Origin of the sequence: Acinetobacter vivianii (assembly GCF_014635885.1) — a bacterium.
Lineage (GTDB): Bacteria > Pseudomonadota > Gammaproteobacteria > Pseudomonadales > Moraxellaceae > Acinetobacter > Acinetobacter vivianii.
This window is the reverse complement of record NZ_BMDR01000004.1, coordinates 236,318-255,099: the sequence shown is the minus strand read 5'-3', so window position 1 is coordinate 255,099 and position 18,782 is coordinate 236,318. Positions and strand designations below refer to the sequence as shown.

19 protein-coding genes and 4 tRNA genes are annotated in these 18,782 nt (G+C 40.2%); 8 read left to right on the top strand and 15 right to left on the bottom strand.

Annotated elements, in window-relative coordinates:
• The first annotated feature begins 35 nt into the window (after positions 1-35).
• Positions 36-1,424, top strand: coding sequence for an adenylosuccinate lyase (purB, locus tag IEV36_RS10150; protein WP_005258584.1), 1,389 nt, complete (start codon positions 36-38; stop codon positions 1,422-1,424).
• A 73-nt stretch (positions 1,425-1,497) separates the two neighbouring features.
• On the opposite strand, the gene IEV36_RS10145 is transcribed toward purB, so the two are convergent.
• Positions 1,498-2,949 (bottom strand): amino acid permease, encoded by a 1,452-nt coding sequence (locus IEV36_RS10145; protein ID WP_005258585.1) that lies wholly within the window; start codon positions 2,947-2,949, stop codon positions 1,498-1,500.
• Between the two features lie 454 nt (positions 2,950-3,403).
• Entirely contained in the window at positions 3,404-4,441 is a 1,038-nt protein-coding gene (gene astA, locus IEV36_RS10140; RefSeq protein ID WP_005258586.1) for an arginine N-succinyltransferase, read from the bottom strand.
• Between the two features lie 520 nt (positions 4,442-4,961).
• On the opposite strand from astA, the gene IEV36_RS10135 reads away from it, so the two are divergent.
• On the top strand, positions 4,962-5,552 hold the full coding sequence (locus tag IEV36_RS10135; RefSeq protein ID WP_005258587.1) for a helix-turn-helix domain-containing protein: 591 nt from the start codon (positions 4,962-4,964) through the stop codon (positions 5,550-5,552).
• A 74-nt stretch (positions 5,553-5,626) separates the two neighbouring features.
• On the opposite strand, the gene IEV36_RS10130 is transcribed toward IEV36_RS10135, so the two are convergent.
• The 7 genes from IEV36_RS10130 to IEV36_RS10100 form a co-directional block, all read right to left on the bottom strand.
• A complete protein-coding gene (locus IEV36_RS10130; protein ID WP_005258590.1) occupies positions 5,627-6,070 on the bottom strand; it encodes an acetyltransferase in 444 nt (147 codons plus the stop codon).
• Positions 6,071-6,410: 340 nt separating this feature from the next.
• Positions 6,411-6,484: transfer RNA gene (locus IEV36_RS10125), tRNA-Trp, on the bottom strand.
• A 67-nt stretch (positions 6,485-6,551) separates the two neighbouring features.
• Positions 6,552-6,636 (bottom strand) — tRNA-Leu (locus IEV36_RS10120).
• Positions 6,637-6,783: 147 nt separating this feature from the next.
• A tRNA-Trp gene (locus IEV36_RS10115) sits at positions 6,784-6,857 on the bottom strand.
• Positions 6,858-6,926: 69 nt separating this feature from the next.
• A tRNA-Leu gene (locus IEV36_RS10110) sits at positions 6,927-7,011 on the bottom strand.
• A 106-nt stretch (positions 7,012-7,117) separates the two neighbouring features.
• Entirely contained in the window at positions 7,118-7,939 is an 822-nt protein-coding gene (locus tag IEV36_RS10105; RefSeq protein ID WP_005258593.1) for a protein kinase domain-containing protein, read from the bottom strand.
• On the bottom strand, positions 7,914-9,422 hold the full coding sequence (locus tag IEV36_RS10100) for a DUF3336 domain-containing protein (protein ID WP_004770491.1): 1,509 nt from the start codon (positions 9,420-9,422) through the stop codon (positions 7,914-7,916). The genes IEV36_RS10105 and IEV36_RS10100 overlap by 26 nt, the downstream gene beginning before the upstream one ends.
• Before the next feature lie 173 nt (positions 9,423-9,595).
• On the opposite strand from IEV36_RS10100, the gene IEV36_RS10095 reads away from it, so the two are divergent.
• From IEV36_RS10095 to IEV36_RS10080, 4 genes are all read left to right on the top strand, one after another.
• The gene (locus IEV36_RS10095; RefSeq protein WP_004770492.1) at positions 9,596-10,486 is read left to right on the top strand and encodes an ATP-binding protein; all 891 of its coding nucleotides are present in this window, start codon (positions 9,596-9,598) and stop codon (positions 10,484-10,486) included.
• Positions 10,487-10,585: 99 nt separating this feature from the next.
• Positions 10,586-11,686: a DUF6670 family protein gene (locus IEV36_RS10090; RefSeq protein WP_005258595.1), complete on the top strand. Its 1,101-nt coding sequence runs from the start codon at positions 10,586-10,588 to the stop codon at positions 11,684-11,686.
• A 183-nt stretch (positions 11,687-11,869) separates the two neighbouring features.
• Entirely contained in the window at positions 11,870-12,448 is a 579-nt protein-coding gene (locus tag IEV36_RS10085) for a TetR/AcrR family transcriptional regulator (protein ID WP_005258598.1), read from the top strand.
• The gene (locus IEV36_RS10080) at positions 12,445-13,368 is read left to right on the top strand and encodes a DMT family transporter (RefSeq protein WP_005258599.1); all 924 of its coding nucleotides are present in this window, start codon (positions 12,445-12,447) and stop codon (positions 13,366-13,368) included. Before IEV36_RS10085 ends, IEV36_RS10080 begins: the two co-directional genes overlap by 4 nt.
• Here IEV36_RS10080 and IEV36_RS10075 read toward each other — a convergent pair.
• The 3 genes from IEV36_RS10075 to tsaD form a co-directional block, all read right to left on the bottom strand.
• Entirely contained in the window at positions 13,357-13,701 is a 345-nt protein-coding gene (locus tag IEV36_RS10075; RefSeq protein WP_005258600.1) for a hypothetical protein, read from the bottom strand. The two genes, IEV36_RS10080 and IEV36_RS10075, sit on opposite strands and share 12 nt — an antisense overlap.
• 122 nt (positions 13,702-13,823) lie before the next feature.
• Entirely contained in the window at positions 13,824-14,327 is a 504-nt protein-coding gene (locus tag IEV36_RS10070; RefSeq protein WP_004770499.1) for a hypothetical protein, read from the bottom strand.
• Between the two features lie 179 nt (positions 14,328-14,506).
• Positions 14,507-15,514 (bottom strand): tRNA (adenosine(37)-N6)-threonylcarbamoyltransferase complex transferase subunit TsaD, encoded by a 1,008-nt coding sequence (gene tsaD / locus IEV36_RS10065; protein ID WP_005258602.1) that lies wholly within the window; start codon positions 15,512-15,514, stop codon positions 14,507-14,509.
• A gap of 144 nt (positions 15,515-15,658) precedes the next feature.
• Here tsaD and rpsU point away from each other — a divergent pair, with 144 nt between their 5' ends.
• Positions 15,659-15,874 (top strand): 30S ribosomal protein S21, encoded by a 216-nt coding sequence (rpsU, locus tag IEV36_RS10060; protein ID WP_004652785.1) that lies wholly within the window; start codon positions 15,659-15,661, stop codon positions 15,872-15,874.
• Between the two features lie 29 nt (positions 15,875-15,903).
• A complete protein-coding gene (locus IEV36_RS10055) occupies positions 15,904-16,350 on the top strand; it encodes a GatB/YqeY domain-containing protein (RefSeq protein WP_004770502.1) in 447 nt (148 codons plus the stop codon).
• Between the two features lie 78 nt (positions 16,351-16,428).
• Here the strand turns inward: IEV36_RS10055 and IEV36_RS10050 are convergent, their stop codons facing one another.
• From IEV36_RS10050 to IEV36_RS10040, 3 genes are read right to left on the bottom strand one after another with little or no spacing between them, the layout of a single operon-like run.
• Complete coding sequence (locus tag IEV36_RS10050; RefSeq protein WP_005258603.1) at positions 16,429-16,788, bottom strand: hypothetical protein; 360 nt, start codon at positions 16,786-16,788, stop codon at positions 16,429-16,431.
• Positions 16,789-16,828: 40 nt separating this feature from the next.
• Positions 16,829-17,194, bottom strand: a complete 366-nt coding sequence (locus tag IEV36_RS10045; protein ID WP_005258604.1) for a GFA family protein — start codon at positions 17,192-17,194, stop codon at positions 16,829-16,831.
• A gap of 29 nt (positions 17,195-17,223) precedes the next feature.
• Entirely contained in the window at positions 17,224-18,666 is a 1,443-nt protein-coding gene (locus tag IEV36_RS10040; RefSeq protein ID WP_005258606.1) for a M48 family metalloprotease, read from the bottom strand.
• Between the last annotated feature and the right edge of the window lie 116 nt (positions 18,667-18,782).

Here is an 18,782-nt window from a genome sequence, read left to right as displayed (position 1 = left end):
TATTTTTATGTTTATTCCAAAATTAAGGAATCTGTATGAATGCTTTAACCGCACTCTCGCCACTTGATGGACGTTACGCTAGCAAATGCGATGCCCTACGCCCTTTTTTGTCTGAGTTTGGTTTAATCCACGCTCGTGTCACGGTTGAAGTGCGTTGGTTACAAGCACTTGCAAATCGTGCAGAAATCATCGAAGTTGCACCATTCTCAAATGAAACCAATGCAGCGCTAGATGCGATTGTGACCAACTTCTCTGAAGAAGATGCAAATCGCATTAAAGAAATCGAACGCACCACCAACCACGATGTAAAAGCAGTTGAATACTTCCTTAAAGAAAAAATTGCCAACATTGATGAATTAAAAAATGCTGGCGAATTTATTCACTTCGCATGTACTTCTGAAGACATTAACAACTTGTCTCATGCATTGATGCTAAAAAATGGTCGTGAAGTTTTAGTTGCAAGCATGAAGCAACTTCTTAATGCCATCTCTGCTTTGGCAACCACGCATGCTGAACAGCCAATGTTGTCACGTACGCATGGTCAAACTGCAAGCCCAACCACATTGGGTAAAGAGATGGCGAACGTTGCTTACCGTTTAGCACGCCAAATCAAGCAATTTGAAAATGTTGAATTACTTGGCAAGATCAATGGTGCGGTAGGTAACTATAACGCTCACCTTTCTGCTTATCCTGAAATTGACTGGGCTGCACATGCACAAGCATTTGTTGAGTCTTTAGGCTTAGCATTTAACCCATACACCACACAAATCGAGCCACATGACTATATGGCTGAATTGTTTGATGCGTTACGTCGTTTCAATACGATTCTGATCGACTTTAACCGTGACGTTTGGGGTTATATCTCGCTTGGTTACTTCAAACAAAAGTTAAAAGATGGTGAAGTTGGTTCTTCAACCATGCCGCACAAAGTAAACCCGATTGATTTTGAAAACTCAGAAGGTAACTTAGGTATTGCCAATGCAGTATTGGGCCACCTTGGTGAAAAACTTCCTGTTTCTCGCTGGCAGCGTGACTTAACCGACTCAACTGTATTACGTAATATGGGTGTTGGTTTTGCGCAAAGCTTGATTGCTTTTGATGCCTGCTTAAAAGGTGTAGGTAAACTTGAACTCAATGCTGCACGTTTAAATGAAGATTTAGACCAAGCACAAGAAGTTCTTGCAGAGCCAATTCAAACTGTTATGCGTCGTTATAACGTTGAAAAGCCATACGAAAAATTAAAAGCCCTGACTCGTGGTCAAGCTATGACGCGCGACATGATGGTGAACTTCGTTAAAGGTGACGAACTTGCTCAAGTTCCAGAAGATGAGCGTACTCGTCTAGCTGAGCTTACGCCTGCAACCTACACAGGTAATGCAGCTGAACAAGCAAAACAGATCAATGATTTAATCAGCAAAATCTAACTGATGACATAAAAAAGCAGAGCTTCGGCTCTGCTTTTTTGTTTTAAACTCGGACCACTCTACTCAACCCTGCTTAAACATAATCCATACTTCTGGCTTTTAATACATCCAGCTCCAGCATCTTTTTCTTTTTACGGCGATAGGCAATAAACAGACCAAAAAACCAGATTGGTGAAACCGCCAGCGCAATCAAGGTATCATGATCCAATGCCAGAATAACAATGGTAAACACCAAAAATGACATCGTGAACCATGCCATGATTAAACCGCCAGGCATTTTAAACTTAGACTGCTGATGCAACTCAGGAAACTTCTTACGATAACAAATGTAAGAAAGAACAATCAGTATAAAGGTAAAGACACATAAGATCGAAGTCAGCGCTGAAATGATGGTAAACGCGGTCATGACATTCGGCACAATAAATAAAATCGAAGTACCGATGGTGACGCAAGTCATGGAGAAAACCAAACCACGAATCGGCACTTTTCTTTTCGATAATTTACTAAAACTTTTAGGCGCATCGTTATCCAATGACAAACCATAAAGCATACGACTGGTCGCAAAAATACCACTATTGGCAGAAGAAAGTGCCGAAGTCGCCACCACAAAATTAACCAAGCCCGCGGCAATCGGTAAGCCGATCAGGGAGAACATCTCAACAAATGGACTTTTTTCTGGTGAAATTTTTGCCCAAGACGTGACTGCGATGATACATACCAACGCCCCGACATAAAATAGCAGGATACGTAATGGAATAGAGTTAATCGCTTTCGGCAGTGATTTATGTGGATCTTTGGTTTCAGCCGCCGTGGTACCCACCAGCTCAATCCCGACAAAGGCAAAAATCGCAATCTGGAACCCAGCCAAAAAGCCAGTAAGACCATAAGGAAACATGGATTCAGTTTCAAATACATGACTCATCGAAGCCTTTACACCTCTTGGAGAAGTGAAGCCTGTACTAATTAAATAAATCCCTGCAAGGATAAACAGGATAATGGCAGAGACTTTAATTAATGAAAACCAGAACTCCAGCTCACCAAACATCCGGACGGCGACAAAATTCAAAATCGTCAAAATCGCCAGCGAAGTAAATGCCGGGATCCAAACAGGTACATCGGGATACCAGAACTGCATGTAACCACCAATCACAATGACATCTGCGATTGCAGTAATAATCCAGTTCCCCCAATACGACCAACCCAGAAAAAAGCCAGCCCAAGGGCCTATATACGCGGTTGCAAAATCAGCAAAGGTTTTAAAATTGGTATTTGCCAGCAACAGTTCACCCATCGCCCGCATCACAAAGAAAAAGAAAAAGCCGATAATCAAATAAGTTAAAACAATGGAGGTACCCGAAACACTCAAGGTTTTGCCAGAACCCATAAACAAACCAGTACCAATTGCGCCACCAATCGCAATCATCTGAATATGACGATTGGTCAAAGAGCGCTGTAACTTTTCCTCATCCTGCTGATTCCCTGGCAGGTCTTCATCCTGAAGTTGCTTTTCTTTATTATGACTCATGTAATCCTTACTCCAACTTACAACAACCGTTATAAGCACTTGATAAAAATAAAATATTTTTAAGCTGCTTTAATATAAAAATTCCATTTCGTTCAATAAAATTATTTTAAAATGAATATCTTAGTTCATTCACCTCACCGATAAATCCTTTCCATGCATTGCTTATTGAGCTACTAAAATCTGTTCTTATTGATCAAAATTATTTTAGGCGCAAGCATCATATCCTATTCATCAGCCACTTTAGGAGCAGACCTCGCTTTTCTGCTCAATTAGCAAGCAATTAAACGTGAAATATATTTAATTATTAGAGGGATTTTTTATGTAAATAATCTTTGCTATCACCTATCCATAAGAAGTTAAAAATTCCTACTGATAGATTCACACCATAAAAAATACAATACAAGTCAAATAAATTTCACGCTTATAAATGCCCGAATAGCCAAGCGGTCATGCTTTATGACTTGTGATGAATATTGATATTTAACACCCGAACCGAATCACTATTTTTGACATGCAACTCACGCGCTTGCTGTTCACTTAATTTCACCTGATTATGTTCTGGATGGTTATAGATGAGAATGGCGCGATAATTATCATAATCATCATTGGCAACGATATAAGGCTCATCTCCTACAGCGATCAGATCGGATTGCTCGACCTGCACCTGAACCACATGACTCTCTTTAATGGCTCTTAGATTTTCGATATCCGCTTGTAGCGTTGCACCACCATCAAAGATATCGACATAGCCCTTATAACGCAGTCCTTCTTCAACCAAGAGGTTATAGGCGGGAACCGTATTCGGATGCACTGCACCAATCACCGCTTTGGCCTCATCAGGTAACATATCGACATAAAGCGGATGACGTGGCATCAACTCTGCAATAAAGACCTTTTTGCCTGTCCCACTTAAATAATCCGCTTTGGCAAAATCCATATCAAAAAATTTATGACCGACTGCATCCCAAAAAGGTGAATGTCCATTCTCATCAGAAAATCCACGCATTTCAGCAACGATCGTTTCTTCGAAATATCGCCTAAACGCGGATAGAAATAAAAAACGAACTTTGGAAAGGAACTTACCATTCTTGTTTAAGCGATAATCAGGATCTAGAAATAAGGTGCAGAGTTCACTGCAATTGGTATGATTATTACTGAGATACAAGGTCGGCAGCGCTTTATAAACATTCAAAGGCTCTGACGAATGAACTTGTGTACCGACATGAAAGTTATACCACGGCTCTTTTAACCCGAGCGCCACCTCAATGCCACACACACCCACGACTTTATTGAGAGCGGTATCTTCCAGTACAAATAAATAACCCTGCTCCGACTTATCTAATTTACCTACCACTGTTTTTACAGCCCGATCAATACGAGCAGCCAGCATTTCCATATCCGGTTGCAGGGAGGTTAAGCCAAAACCTGCTTTTTGCGCCAAATGGTAAAGATCATGAATATCTTTCTGCTCGATATAACGAATAATCATCATGCGATTTGGTCCTTATTTTGAATTATTAAAAAATGAACCAGTCCCACAGTAACGATCTCGTTGCGTAATGCTATCCCGATTACGCTTTCCTTGCTGAACCATGCACAATACCAACATTTGTTATTCCTTAATTATTAAATTTTCCCTAGCTAGGCCAATTTTCGGCTGAGCTTACTTTAATTATGCAAGTCTTTTTTGACCACTTTCATCAACCTGAAACCAAAATCAAATAGCATCACCAGATGCATATTCAGATTGATAACTCTATTATTCAAAAACTAATTGCCATACAAAATTTAAAATTAAGCAAAAAATGAGCTGTTTTTTAGCAATTTATTCATTGACAGTGACAATGTGAAAATTTTTTTATTATTAGAGGACCATATTCATGGCACTACACCAAGAATAATGAATTTGCCTAAATACGAACTTTGATCAAGCACATTAATATAGACATTGCATACAACATCCAGCTCATTTCTATCGCATAATATGTCAGTTCAAAATGAAGGTTCATATGATGATCGAAAAAGCTGACATTCAGATACTTGATACTGAAATCGCTCGCTTATTGCTTAAGCAAAGAAAGAGTAAGGGGTGGACGGTTGCCGAATTAGCTCAGCATTCAGGAGTCAGTCAAGCAATGATCAGCAAGGTTGAGCGCGGGACTTCTAGCCCTAGTGCAGCCATTCTCAGCCGCTTAGCTAGTGCTTTGGGGATTACCCTATCTAAACTATTTGCAGAAGCTGAACTCAATCAAAATACACATGTGTTGGTGTTAAAAAAGCAACAGCAACAATATTGGACAGATCACCAGTTTGGCATTACCCGTTGGTCGATTTCTCCCGCTGGTGCAATTCCAGAAATGATTAAAGTTGAAATTCCAGCAGCAGGTCAACTCAGCATTCCTTCAAGCGCATACCAGCATCTCAGTGGTCAGACCATTTGGCTGTTAAGTGGGCAACTTGATATTCAAGTTGACACACACGTCTTTCATCTGGAAACTGGGGACTGTATCGCACTCACCGCTCCCACAGATTGCCAATTAACCAATCCGAATGATCAACAACCATGTGTTTATATCGTTAGTTTTGGCCAAAAACAGGCTTAACACTTCATGATCAGCGCGATTTTGATGTTCTATCCATCTCATCCGACACCAATAATGTGTCAATAAAAACAGCATTAAGCCTTGGGTTCGATCGCAAGATGCAACAATGGATATGCTCGACCTTGACTATCAAGCTCCGAGCGGCCTGTTACCTGAAAACCGAGATGCTGGTAAAATCCTACTGCCTGCTGATTTTGTTCATTCACATCAATGCTGAGATTGGGATGTAGCGTTAAAGCATGGGATAACAAAAACTTTCCAACGCCTTGCCCTCGAGCTGTCGCATCAATAAATAATGCTTCCATATGCCCTTCATGCAAGAACATAAAACCTAGGGGTTGATCTTCCGAATTCACAGCAACGCATACAGGCGTTTCTGAAAAAAAGCCAATGACTTCTCTTTCTATCTCGATACGATCATCTGGCTTCAAAAAATGATGCGTTGCATCAACAGAACTTTTCCAGATTGCAACGGTCTGAGCACCTTCATCAGGACGTGACATACGAATTTTTAACATTTTTTATCTCTACATCTACATTCAAAATCTGACAAAAATTTTCTCTAAAAGAAATTAATTTAACATAAGAAAAATACTATAGTATATAAATATTCACAATAGTGTTTTTAATAACATAATTTCTATTTAAATATGTCGGGATGGCATAAGAATAATGCGTTAAATCATTGGCCTCTTCATAACACCCCTAGCCATATGATCACAAAAAGTAAGTCAGTAACTCTTAATTCAAACTACAAGTAATACTAGTAGTAAAAGAAGTTAGTTTTAGAATAACAATAGGAGATAAAATTCAGACAATAAAAAAGCCCTTGCTTTCACAAGGGCCCTTCTATTTATTTGGCAGAGGATCAAGGACTCGAACCTTGACGAACGGTTTTGGAGACCGTCATGCTACCATTACACCAATCCTCTAAACTGCATGATTAGTACCTAACAGGTCTAACCATAAAAAAAGCAAGATGTTCTTGCCTTTTAAATTTGGTGGGGGCGAAGAGACTCGAACTCTTACACCTTGCGGCGCTGGAACCTAAATCCAGTGCGTCTACCAATTTCGCCACGCCCCCGATGGGTGTGTATATTAGAGAGAAACTTTCTCCATGACAAGTCCTTTTTATAAAAAAATCATGTCTATGAAACCTAATGCTTTTTTAATATACAACTAAAAACGACAGACGTAAAAAAAGGACTTTTTAAAAAGTCCTTTTCAAATTTGGCAGAGGATCAAGGACTCGAACCTTGACGAACGGTTTTGGAGACCGTCATGCTACCATTACACCAATCCTCTATAACCACATGATTAGAGCCTAAGAGACTTAACCATAAAAAAAGCAAGATTGAACTTGCTTTTTAAATTTGGTGGGGGCGAAGAGACTCGAACTCTTACACCTTGCGGCGCTGGAACCTAAATCCAGTGCGTCTACCAATTTCGCCACGCCCCCGATGGGTATGCATATTAGAGAGAAACTTTCTTTATGACAAGTCTTTCTCGCAAAAAAACCACTCAAATGTACATATAATATTCAAATCAAGGTGTTATGTTTACTTTTAAAGCGAATTCATAGTGTTTAAAGCGCTTTTTACCGCTTCAACAGAGCTCAATCGTTGTTGTACATGCTTGGACAATAGGCCTATCAACATTGGCAAAAAGCACTGTAATCGTTCTGGAAGCTGAATGTGTAGTTGCTGACAATGCAAGATCGCCCAGTCATGATAGCTTTGAGCCTGTAATCTAGTTTGCGTCAACCATTCATAAACAATAATTCCAAAAGCATATAAATCGCTTTGAATGCTCTTCCCTACGCCATGAAACAGTTCTGGCGCCATATAATGCGGTGTTGCATCCAGAGTTTGAATGGATTGCCCAATTCTAAAAGTCTGTTCAAAGTCGATTAGCTTGCAAGCGTTAGCGTGAACACGAAAATGCTCTACCTTTAAATCCCCATGAATCCAGCCCGCTTGGTGTAAACCATTCAATGCATCTAAAGCTTCAACGATCTTTTGTTTAATGAGCTCTATGTCACAGGTACCCGAAAGAGGTGTAAAAAACTCTTTTGCAGCAACGGTGACCAATCCAATCTCATCACCAGTACAATTTAGTTGCTGTTTAAAAGGATTCAGTTGAATGATTTGATGGGGCAATAAAAAGCCTTCTAGGTCTTGGCGATGCTGATAAAAATCTAGCTCGCGCAATAGCGCCTGTTCAAAGCCCTCATGTGTATTTGAATGATGGAATTTAAGCCAGTAAGGCTGCTGATGAAGTTCAAAGCTATATAAGCGTCGCCCAAAGGCATAGCTTTGCGCTTTGGTCATTAATGCCAAGTTTTTAAGTTCAATCTTGGGATCACAGATCCACGTAGTAAAACTCATTCTGCTGCTTTTCTTCCTGCTTTCGCAATGATGTTAAACAATGCTCAATGGTTTTACCAATCCTTGCATGGGTTTCGATTGCAGATATTTTCGGCCAGGTTGCCCGCTCACCTTCTCGCTGCAACACTTTGAACAGTTTTGGTCGTGGATTTTTCAACATATAGCTATAGTGTCGCAAACCATATTTGGCAATGATATTCACATCACCATAATAGCGCTGCCCCAAAATGCCATAACCATGATCCAGAGCGCGACGGATCGGGAAAAAACTTCCTGCATAGTTACGTGTCAGATCCATCACTTCAAGTGCAATGGCTTTGCCTTGGCGACGTACAATCCGCTCAGGCCAGCTCAATACATCTCTACGGAAGCGATCAGAATCACTTTGCATAAACGGCACAATATGCGGATTGACCTGACTGGCGATGGTGTAATTAATATTATACAAGCGAGCCATTTTTTCCTGCGGGAAATCGCTGCGCATACTACCATCCACCCATTTGGTGTTAGCAAGATACGGCGTATGTTGTCCATCATAACGTTTACTGGTCAGATGCACAGGGGGAAACAAGACCGGAACGGCACAGGAGGCCAGAACGGCACTCCAGACCAACACGTTCGGCGCGGTCAATGCATTCATGATCCGTGGGCTTTGTGCCGTGTTATACGGAGCAATCACAATATTAATATGGCGCTTGGACTGCTGATAAGCTTCCGCAAAAGTCACATCTCCCAAGTTTTGCATCAGGAATTGTTTTAAATACATGACATCCGCAATACCGCCATGCCCTCTGATCAATTCACTCACTTTTCGGAACTTGAATGCATCACTAAAGAAATGCTCACCCTTGAGCAAATCAGGAACCTGATCCGATGCAGAGACACCCAGCATACCAGTCATGATTGCCCCAGCACTAGAACCCGATAACACCCGTGGCATTAAATCCTGCTCTAGCAAAGCCTTACACACACCAGTATGAAACAGCCCCAAAGTTGCGCCACCAGAAAACATCAAGGCTGGCTGTCCATAAGCAGTCTGGCATTCTTCAAAAAACTGGATTTTTTCCTTTAACTGAAAGGTAATGCATTCACTGGAGGCAAGATAACGAAAACAGTCGCTCATTTCCTCGACATAATTTTCAATAATCTTTTTTGTTCCAATATAAGTCTCCGCAAATAACATCGGATGACCAATATTGGCAAAATCATAGGACAATCCTTCTCTTAATACATAAATCAGATCCAGTGTCCGATGCTGAGTCCGATACTTTTTTAATAAGTTATAGCGCTTAGACAAAATCTCTGCATCAAAATAAGGCGATTCATTGTCATATTTCCATGCTTCATGGCCTGAGTCTTCATCCAGTTTTAGTGCAATTTCTTTCCATTCATCATAAGAGCTTGCATGTCGTAAGTGTTCCTGCAACACATCAACCCTATGCGACTGATATGTATTCTTTTTTTCTTGAACTCTATTAAACATTCGCGTTCCTGATTTTCGGCATATTTTTTGAATTCTTGCACCTATACAATGCAAAAAGCCGCCGTAACAATCAAGGGTAAAATCGATTTATTTCGATATTTCTGATGATATTTTCTTTATTTCAGTAATAGCAATGTTAGTATCCCTATTCATCATTAAGTTGGTTTGTATTTATGGCTATCCTTGATTTACCAGAATCTATCATCCAGTCCTTATCGAATGTTTTAACACAGCTTCAGCAAGTGCTTCCCGCTCCAAAACAACCGACAGATTTCTCTGCAATTGCGTTTCGTTGGGAAAATCAGCAGCTGGTCGCAATACAGCAGCCGAAGAAGATGTATCTGGAAGATTTAAAAGGGATTGAACGCCAAAAAGACAAGATCATTCAAAACACCTTGCAGTTTCTGAATGGCTTACCCGCCAATGATGTATTACTTACCGGCTCGCGAGGCACAGGAAAGTCTTCGATTGTACGTGCCCTCCTGACCGAATATTCAGCGCAAGGTTTACGCCTGATCGAAATTGAACGTGATGATTTATCTGATTTACCTAAAATTCAGAAACTCATTGAAAATCGTCCCGAGAAATTCATTGTCTATTGTGATGATCTGGCGTTTAACGCTGAAGATGAAAATTATCGTAGCCTGAAAAGCGTATTGGATGGCTCACTGCAATCAGGTTCAAGCAATTTTATTATTTATGCGACCAGTAATCGCCGTCATTTATTGCCTGAATTTATGCATGAAAATACGCCTGTGCAAAAAGTAGATGTGCCGCAATATACCGAACTGCATCCACAGGAAGCAATTGAAGAGAAAATTTCACTCTCGGATCGCTTTGGCATGTGGTTATCCTTCTATCCAATGGATCAGCAGCTCTATCTACAAATTGTAGAGCACTATATTGTTAAAGCTGATCTGGAATATAACGACTTAGTGCGTAGTGAAAGTTTAAAATGGTGTCAGGCTCGTGGACAACGTTCTGGCCGTGCCGCCTATCAATTCTCAAAACACTGGATCGGCTCACAAAATCTGGAAAAATTGTCCAACAAAGCATCTGCATAAATGTCCTGAAAAGCCGTAGCTTTGTCCTTATTTCCGCTTAGCATGGGCAATTGTTTTTCATAACCTACTTTTTAGCTTCGATAAAGTTTAGGAAACAAGATGAAAAAACAGTTGCCTCCCATTTCCCTCACCAGCAAAATCATGGGTAAAGGCCTACTCTTGGCGCAGGGTACATTAGATCAAGCAATTCAATATTCAACCCTGCCATTTTCCCAGCCCGATATTATCCGACCACGTACACAAGAAAAGTTCTATACATGGACACATTATGGAATTTTCTTTCCACTTCTGCCTGAACCACATCGTTATTTAAATATTATGATTTTGCTTGGCACACCCGGTGCGCTGGCATTCGACCATGATGATATTACTTTGGGTGATCCAAGAAAAACAGCAACATTCTTTTCGAGTACAGCTGCAATCGACGAGCATCTCTTAAAAGCCTACGTCATTCCAGAAAATACCAATATTCAAGACAATGGATCAGTCATTCAACTTGGAGAAGAAGTCTCAATTCAAGGGACATTGCCCCATATTCAACTCAAGGGCGCTTATCACGGCTTAAGTTTTGAATTTGATCTGGATGTGAGCGATCAGGTTTCATGGTTTATCAAAACCCCGATTTATGATCATTTTAGTTTATTGGCAAACTTTAAAGGTCAGCTTGAATATCAAGGTCAAGTTACCCCTGCTGAAGGCTTATGTACCTACGAATATGCACGAGCAGCAGGTGCACATGGTGTCGTGAAAAAGCTACTCCCAGAAGCGTATAAATTACCACTTGATTTTTTCACTTATCAAATCATTAATCTAACTGAAACAACTCAGCTACTTCTGACTAAAGCGGATATTCTTGGGCAACCTGCGGCCTATACTTTGCATGTCCGCCACACCGACCGACCTGCTGAAATCTATACCAATGTTGAATTTAAGGTCATCAGCAATCAGCCGAATGCACATGTTTCTCCAAGCGGTAAAAAAATGCGTCTACCGCAACAATTTATCTGGTCTGTCAAAAATAATGCTGATCAGAACGTTTTAAATATTTCTGCGGAAATCGATAGCCCATTCCGTTATGGACATGGGATTGGTTATGCCAGTGCTTACACTTTTACAGGTGAATATCTGGAACAACCAGTCGAAGGACGTGGTTATATTGAATATATTGATGTTGAAGATCAAAGTTCATATCAAAAATAGATCTATCTACAGGCGTATAACACCAATAAGTCTTTGAAATAATTCAAAGGCTTATTTACTCTTTTACTCCTCACTCCGCTTCATATCTGGATAATATTGCTCTCTACTTAAGCATTCATGCTTGCTAATTAAGTGATTTTTACCTAATATTAGGTAGGTCGGTATATATAAGTAATTTTTACAATGAGTTCTAAATCAGCAAAACAAAAAATTCTGGATGCTGCATCCACCTTGTTTTATAACGATGGCATCAGTAACACAGGCATCAATACCATTACAGAAAAAGCCAATGTGGCCAAAATGTCTTTGTATAATAACTTTGCCACCAAGTCAGATCTAATCACCTGCTACATCGAAGCACGTCATCAGGAATGGCTCGACTTATATGAAAAAAGAAAAGTTCAGATTGAAACACCCTTAGATGGAATTCTAGCTGTTTTTGATGCCTATCAGGATCACGCTGAATTTGCCTATGAAAAAGGTTTTCGTGGCTGTGGCTTATTAAATGCTGCCGCCGAGTTTCCTGCACATAGCCCTGAGCGATTAGCTGTCAAAAACCATAAAGATGAAATTGAAGCAATTTTAGTGGGGCATTTAAGTCAATTAACCAGCAATCTTGAGCGAGCCAAAGAACTGGCCCTGCTGCTTTCGTTTATTTTAGAAGGATCGATCGCTCGTGCAGGTTTAGAAAGCTCTAGTGATAAAGTATTTGCCGCAAAACACATGGTTCAGCGATTATTAGAACAAGAGATTGCAAATTGAATAGCTCAATCAACCTAAAAGCTCATTATGGCTTTATTGCGGTTTTAGTGGCCTCTATTTTATGGGGAACAACAGGAACTGCTGCTTCCTATGCACCGAATTTAAGTCCTTTAGCCATAGGCGCAATTGCAATGGGCGGTGGTGGATTACTCCAAGCCTTATTGGCTCATAAAAATATCCGCAGCCACTTACCACAAATTCGCTCTTACTATCCTTTGCTTTTGATTGGCATGGTTTCGGTTGCTATTTATCCACTGGCCTTCTATTCCTCTATGCGGATGGCTGGCATCACGATTGGGACGGTGGTTTCAATTGGTTCAGCGCCTTTATTTACCGCATTGCTGGAAAAATTCTTTGATAAAAAAGCACTTTCTAGTCAATGGTTTATCAGTTTCATTTTTGGCGTAGCTGGCGTGTTACTGTTAACGATTGGAGAGTCTCATTCCCAAGGTACAAGCCAAAACATTGCAACGGATCAGAAAACGATTGGTATTATTCTCGGACTGATCGCAGCGCTGACCTACTCCTTATACTCTTGGGCAGCCAAAAAAATGATTGATCGAGGCGTTGATTCCAAAGCATCGATGGGCTTGATTTTTGGTTTCGGCGCTTTAATTTTATTACCGACACTGTTTTTTACGGGAACCAATCTGTTCGATGAACCCGTCAATCTATATGTCGTGGGTTATATGATGCTGATCCCTATGTTTCTTGGTTATCTGTTGTTTGGATATGCTTTAAAGACCATTTCAGCCAGTACCGCGACGACATTGACGCTATTTGAACCATTGGTTGCAGCATTGTTTGCAGTGTTATTGGTTGGCGAGCAATTGGCACCCATTGGTTGGGTCGGTATGGCTTTGATTTTTGTGTGTTTAGCTGTGCTGTCTAAAGCGGATCGTTCACAGTTAATCACCTAGAAAAATTGCTAACCCATTAAAATCGATAAATAGTAATAAAGCACACACAAAGCTAAAAGTAATGATTTTCCCATTAAAGAATAATGCTGATTTGGCTAGTTTTTTAATGGGTTCATCTTTTTTCAATCCAATGATCGAAAAAATAATGCCAATAAAATTACAGATCACTGAAATGATCCATGCCAAGAAAAAGAACAAATGGATCGGTGGCATTTCACAGATTCGATCAGTCGTACATGGAATACTGAAAACATAGATTGAAAAGCCTGTCACCGCGACGATAAGCAGAATACTTAACCATGCACAGCCATTGGCTGCTTTAACCACCCACATGATCTATTCCTTTTTATTTATATATTATTAAAAAATATTAAAATTATTTGATTATTAAAAAGATTGAGTACTATCGATGCAGAGCAAGATATTGTCTCTGCATCGAAAATAGAGCTTAAAGATTAATATTCTTTTGCTAACTTCTCTAAAGTGGTTAGCATTTTTCTCACTACACTTCTTTTATGATGCAACATGTTCTTAATGTTACTTGGATTAAAACCTGTCAGCTTTGCAATGCCTCGACTGGTCATATACTCACCCGTTTTCGCAAAGTGCTTTTCACTTAACTCGGTTTTTGCATTTGAGAATCGAACTGCCAACTTATAATCATTAAACTCAGACCATGCACCCGTCTTATATTCATCCGCATCAAAGCTACCCTTCTGCTGAGTCGGTTTTTCTCGAAGAATATTATGTAAGCGATTAATGACAATTTTTTCTTCACTTTGTTCAATCAATTGATAAAGTTCAGTTTCTTCAAATGGTCGCCCTAAAGCGATATCTTTTCTATATTGCTCAACTACTTTTTCTTTTGATGCAACCTTTTCCTCACCTTTTTGAGTGAGGCATAGAATCTTGAATAAAGATTCTAGTCGGCCACATGTAAAAATATAAGAAATTTTCAACTTTTGTACTCCACAATGAGTTTTAGCTCATCAAAATAAATAATATATCTAATACTTTATACCATAGCGCTGGTTTCAAGCCTGCGCCATGTACATAAATCAAGAATCTGATTTTTAAATATGAGAATAGGCTAAACTGACCAGCAGCCTAGCAACCAATAACACTGACCATTTGTATTTTAGGTTGGCTTTAACTCTGTCATCGGCCAACGAGGTGTCGTTGTGACTGCCAAGCCATCATGCTGCCCTGCCTTTAAACGCTGATATCCAGCAAAAGCGATCATGGCACCATTATCGGTACATAAAGCAGGTTCTGCATAGTAAACCTGTGCTTTAATTTTCTTCAATGAGGTTTCCAATTGCTCACGTAAGCGGATATTAGCACTCACACCGCCAGCAATTACCAAACGCTTAAGACCAGTTTGTTTCAAGGCCTTCACAGACTTCTTCACTAAAGTATCTACAAGCGCTTCCTGAAAAGAAGCAGCCACATCGGCATCGCGATTTTCTTCACCTAACTTTTTCAACTGCACAGAAACCGCAGTTTTCAGACCACTAAATGAAAAGTTTAAGCCTTGATGCAACATCGGACGCGGGAATTCAAATGCTTGTGCATCGCCTTGTAACGCCAACTTCGCAATATTCGGTCCACCAGGATAAGGGAGCTTCATCATTTTTGCGACTTTATCAAAAGCTTCACCCGCCGCATCATCAATCGACTCACCCAGCAATTCATATTGACCAATACCATAAGCAGCCATTAATTGCGTATGTCCACCAGAGACCAATAATGCGACAAACGGAAATTCCGGTGGAGTTTCCGAAAGTAATGGTGCAAGCATATGACCTTCCATATGATGTACACCAATAGCAGGTTTATTTAACGCAAATGCTAAAGTACGACCAAATAATGCACCTGTCATGAGCGCCCCCATGAGACCTGGGCCACGCGTATAGGCAACTGCATCAATCTCTTGCTTTGTGACACCACTTTGCTCAAGCAATTGATTAATCAAGGGAATCATTTTACGAACATGGTCACGCGAAGCCAGTTCAGGCACTACACCACCATATTCAGCATGCAGTTTGATCTGACTATATAGAACCTGTCCACGTAAGCCGAGCTCGCTATCATAGAGTGCTAACCCAGTTTCATCACACGAAGTTTCCAAGCCCAAAACAATCATTAAACTGCCTTTACAACGATCAAAAATAATATCTGAGCTATTATAGACTTGTGATCTGAGTTGTAAATGAGTAAAATACTGACCTTCACTTGCGATCTAGTGCATAGTGCGTTAGATCTTATCCATAATCTTAGAGGATTTTACATGCCACAAGTTAAGTTGAAAGAAGGCGAACCAGTAGACGTAGCTATCCGTCGTTTCAAACGTTCATGCGAAAAAGCGGGTGTTTTAGCTGACGTTCGTAAACGCGAATTCTATGAGAAACCAACTCAAGAACGTAAGCGTAAAAAAGCTGCTGCAGTTAAGCGTTATCAAAAGAAATTGACTCGCGAATCTGTACGTACTACTCGCCTTTACTAATTAATTTGTGATTGACTGCTGAAAATACTATGAATACTTTAAAAAACCAGATTACTGACGTGTTAAAAAACTCAATGCGTGCCAAAGATATGGCAACAGTAACGGTTATTCGTGGTGTACAGGCAGCAATTAAGCAAATCGAAGTCGATGAGCGCATAGAGCTTGACGATGCTCAGGTTCTTGCGGTCATTGAAAAGCAAATTAAACAACGTAAAGAATCGATCAAAGCCTTTCAAGGCGCTGGTCGTGATGATTTAGCTAGTAAAGAACAAGCCGAAGTTGAGGTTATTTCTCAATTTCTACCAGAAGCTATGACTGAGGAAGAGCTTGATTCTATCATTGAGCAAACGATTGCTGCTCAAGAAGCTACTAGCATGAAAGATATGGGTAAGGTGATGAATTCTCTACGTCCGATCATAGCCGGACGTGCCGATCCTGCACAAGTTTCTTCTAAAATTAAAGCAAAATTAAGCTAATCCGCTTAACTTCCTTTATATCCCCCCTGCTTAATTTAAAACTGGATTCATTTCAACAATGAACCCAAATTTTTATTTTTATTTAAAATCACACTGAACATTATATTTCGCAAGCATTTGCATCTCTTTCGATTCCGCAACCTGCTTGATTAGATCCTGCTTGGTCATACTCGCATATTGCGGTGGCAATGAAGAACGATTACGTTCAATTGCATCTGACATATCCTGAATATAACGTTGATTAATCTGGCAATATTTAGCCTGCTGCTCAGGCGTAAACTGTGTAAGTTGTGGATTTAAGCCACGTAAAAAACCACGAATATCCTGCGCATAGGCACTACGAATTTTATCCACCGCATTTACATACTGCTCAACAGATGCTGCTGAACTTGTCCCCACTGTGCTTAATGCAAAAATTAAAACTAAAATCTTTTTCATAAATATTCTAAGTGCTCAGCAATTGCTTACGCCCGCCATCTTATCTCAATTCAATAAAATTTGGTTTATGCTCCAGAAAAAATTCTTGTTTCGGGGCAGGTAGTTCACCATCCATCACCGTACCCAGACGTAAACGAATAATATTCGGCAAATCCTTGCGATAAGAATAAAGTGGACTGGCACAGTTTTGACAAAATACACGTGCCTTGTTGGGCGTATGAAAATATTCTTTCAGTTGCTCACGCCCAGAAATCAGCTCAAATTTACTTTGCTCAAGTGGACTATTCCACCCTGCAATTGAACCCTGTGCCTGCTGGCAATGAATGCAATAACACAAGATGCTGTTTTCAATTTCCCCATAATATTGATACTGTACAGCACCACACAAACATTGCCCTTTAATCATTTTATTTTCCTGAATTTTTTAAACTGGTTTTAGATTTTCATACGCCGTTCATCTTGCATTTGTTTTAGGCGTGACTCGATTTTGGCCGACATTGCCAAATTACCTTTTGCTAAACGCTGGGCATGTAGCATCGATTTAATCGCATTTTCCTCATATCCTGACCAATACTCAGCTTCTGCACGATAGCACAATACATTAATTGCCTGTAGAGATGAGCTTTTATCCAGATTGGTGGCACGTTGTAATAATTGCCAGCCTTCAATATCTCTTTGGTTCTTATGAATAAAACGTTGCACCAAACTTTGTGCCTGAGCAATTTGCCCCTGTCGGATCAAGACTTCTGCCAGCTTATAGGACAATGCCCGATTTTCAGGCATGGTTCTTTGTACTGAACCAATGCTACTGCTGGCTTGCTCAATTTTATTTTGACCTAAATAAATATCAGTTTGAATCAAAGGAATCAGAATGTGATTCTTCAATTTTGGTTTTACTAAATCCAGATTTTGCTGCGCCTGCGTATAATCACCGCGCTCTAGATAAAACTTGCTGAGCGCAAGTTGCGCTGCGGTATTGTTCTGGTTAGCCAATGCCTGTAACTGGATTTCTGTAGCCTGATTGGAAACAACAGAGGTGTACAGTTTCAAAATTTCAAAATCAATGTCATATATTTTTGATTTAACTTTAGGCAATTGATTGGCACGCAAACGCGCCTCACTCATACGTTCTGTGGTTAACGGATGGGTATACCAGAAATCGGGCAAGAAACTCACACGGCTGGTCGCCCGATGCATGGTTTCAAAATAATCCGCCATACTTTGTGGGTTATAGCCAGCAGCATACATAAATTGCATGCCAATACGATCCGCTTCACGTTCCTGATTACGACTATAACTGAGTTGCTTGTCCATTAATGCAGCTTGTGTTCCAAGCATGACTGCCGAACCTGCATCGCCATCGGCCTGAGAGGCAATAGCCGCACCGACGATAATCCCCGCCAATGCCAATAAACCCTGCCCTTTAAATGCTTCTTGTGAACGACTGTAATGTCGCTGTGCAACGTGTGCAATTTCATGCGCCATCACGCCTGCGATCTCATCCAAATTTTTTGCAGAAGTAATCAGCCCCGTGTTTAAGGCAAATAGTCCACCTGGTACGGCAAAAGCATTAATTTGAGGATCTTTGACAATGACCAGACCAATCGGCTGGCCTAACTGGGTCTGGCTTAAAATACCTGAGAAAACTTGTAAAAACTGATCTTCTAGCCATGCATCTTGCACAGTTGGCATTTGACGATGCACTTCACGATAAACTTTTTCACCAATAAATTTTTCTTTTTGTTGGTCGAGTAAACCGATACCGCTGCCAATTTCGGGTACTTCTGTTTGCCCAGCCGTCACCGTAGGTAAAAAGACCTGAGTATGAGTAAGTTGAGTTGTGGCAAATAAGCCACATGCAAGCAGCAACGATCTCAAGTGGTTTCTCTATGATTTTAATAAAGAAATTTAATATAGCATTGAAAAAAGGAGAAATTTGCAACAATGTGTTATAAAAGGCAGAAAAATCCTGCCTTATTTTATGATTTTTGCAA

Bases quoted from the DNA above. Each gene is read 5' to 3' on its own strand.
- purB (WP_005258584.1), top strand. From the start codon at position 36: ATGAATGCTTTAACCGCACTCTCGCCACTTGATGGACGTTACGCTAGC.
- IEV36_RS10145 (WP_005258585.1), bottom strand. From the start codon at position 2,949: ATGAGTCATAATAAAGAAAAGCAACTTCAGGATGAAGACCTGCCAGGG.
- astA (WP_005258586.1), bottom strand. From the start codon at position 4,441: ATGATGATTATTCGTTATATCGAGCAGAAAGATATTCATGATCTTTAC.
- IEV36_RS10135 (WP_005258587.1), top strand. From the start codon at position 4,962: ATGATCGAAAAAGCTGACATTCAGATACTTGATACTGAAATCGCTCGC.
- IEV36_RS10130 (WP_005258590.1), bottom strand. From the start codon at position 6,070: ATGTTAAAAATTCGTATGTCACGTCCTGATGAAGGTGCTCAGACCGTT.
- IEV36_RS10105 (WP_005258593.1), bottom strand. From the start codon at position 7,939: ATGAGTTTTACTACGTGGATCTGTGATCCCAAGATTGAACTTAAAAAC.
- IEV36_RS10100 (WP_004770491.1), bottom strand. From the start codon at position 9,422: ATGTTTAATAGAGTTCAAGAAAAAAAGAATACATATCAGTCGCATAGG.
- IEV36_RS10095 (WP_004770492.1), top strand. From the start codon at position 9,596: ATGGCTATCCTTGATTTACCAGAATCTATCATCCAGTCCTTATCGAAT.
- IEV36_RS10090 (WP_005258595.1), top strand. From the start codon at position 10,586: ATGAAAAAACAGTTGCCTCCCATTTCCCTCACCAGCAAAATCATGGGT.
- IEV36_RS10085 (WP_005258598.1), top strand. From the start codon at position 11,870: ATGAGTTCTAAATCAGCAAAACAAAAAATTCTGGATGCTGCATCCACC.
- IEV36_RS10075 (WP_005258600.1), bottom strand. From the start codon at position 13,701: ATGTGGGTGGTTAAAGCAGCCAATGGCTGTGCATGGTTAAGTATTCTG.
- tsaD (WP_005258602.1), bottom strand. From the start codon at position 15,514: ATGATTGTTTTGGGCTTGGAAACTTCGTGTGATGAAACTGGGTTAGCA.
- rpsU (WP_004652785.1), top strand. From the start codon at position 15,659: ATGCCACAAGTTAAGTTGAAAGAAGGCGAACCAGTAGACGTAGCTATC.
- IEV36_RS10055 (WP_004770502.1), top strand. From the start codon at position 15,904: ATGAATACTTTAAAAAACCAGATTACTGACGTGTTAAAAAACTCAATG.
- IEV36_RS10050 (WP_005258603.1), bottom strand. From the start codon at position 16,788: ATGAAAAAGATTTTAGTTTTAATTTTTGCATTAAGCACAGTGGGGACA.
- IEV36_RS10045 (WP_005258604.1), bottom strand. From the start codon at position 17,194: ATGATTAAAGGGCAATGTTTGTGTGGTGCTGTACAGTATCAATATTAT.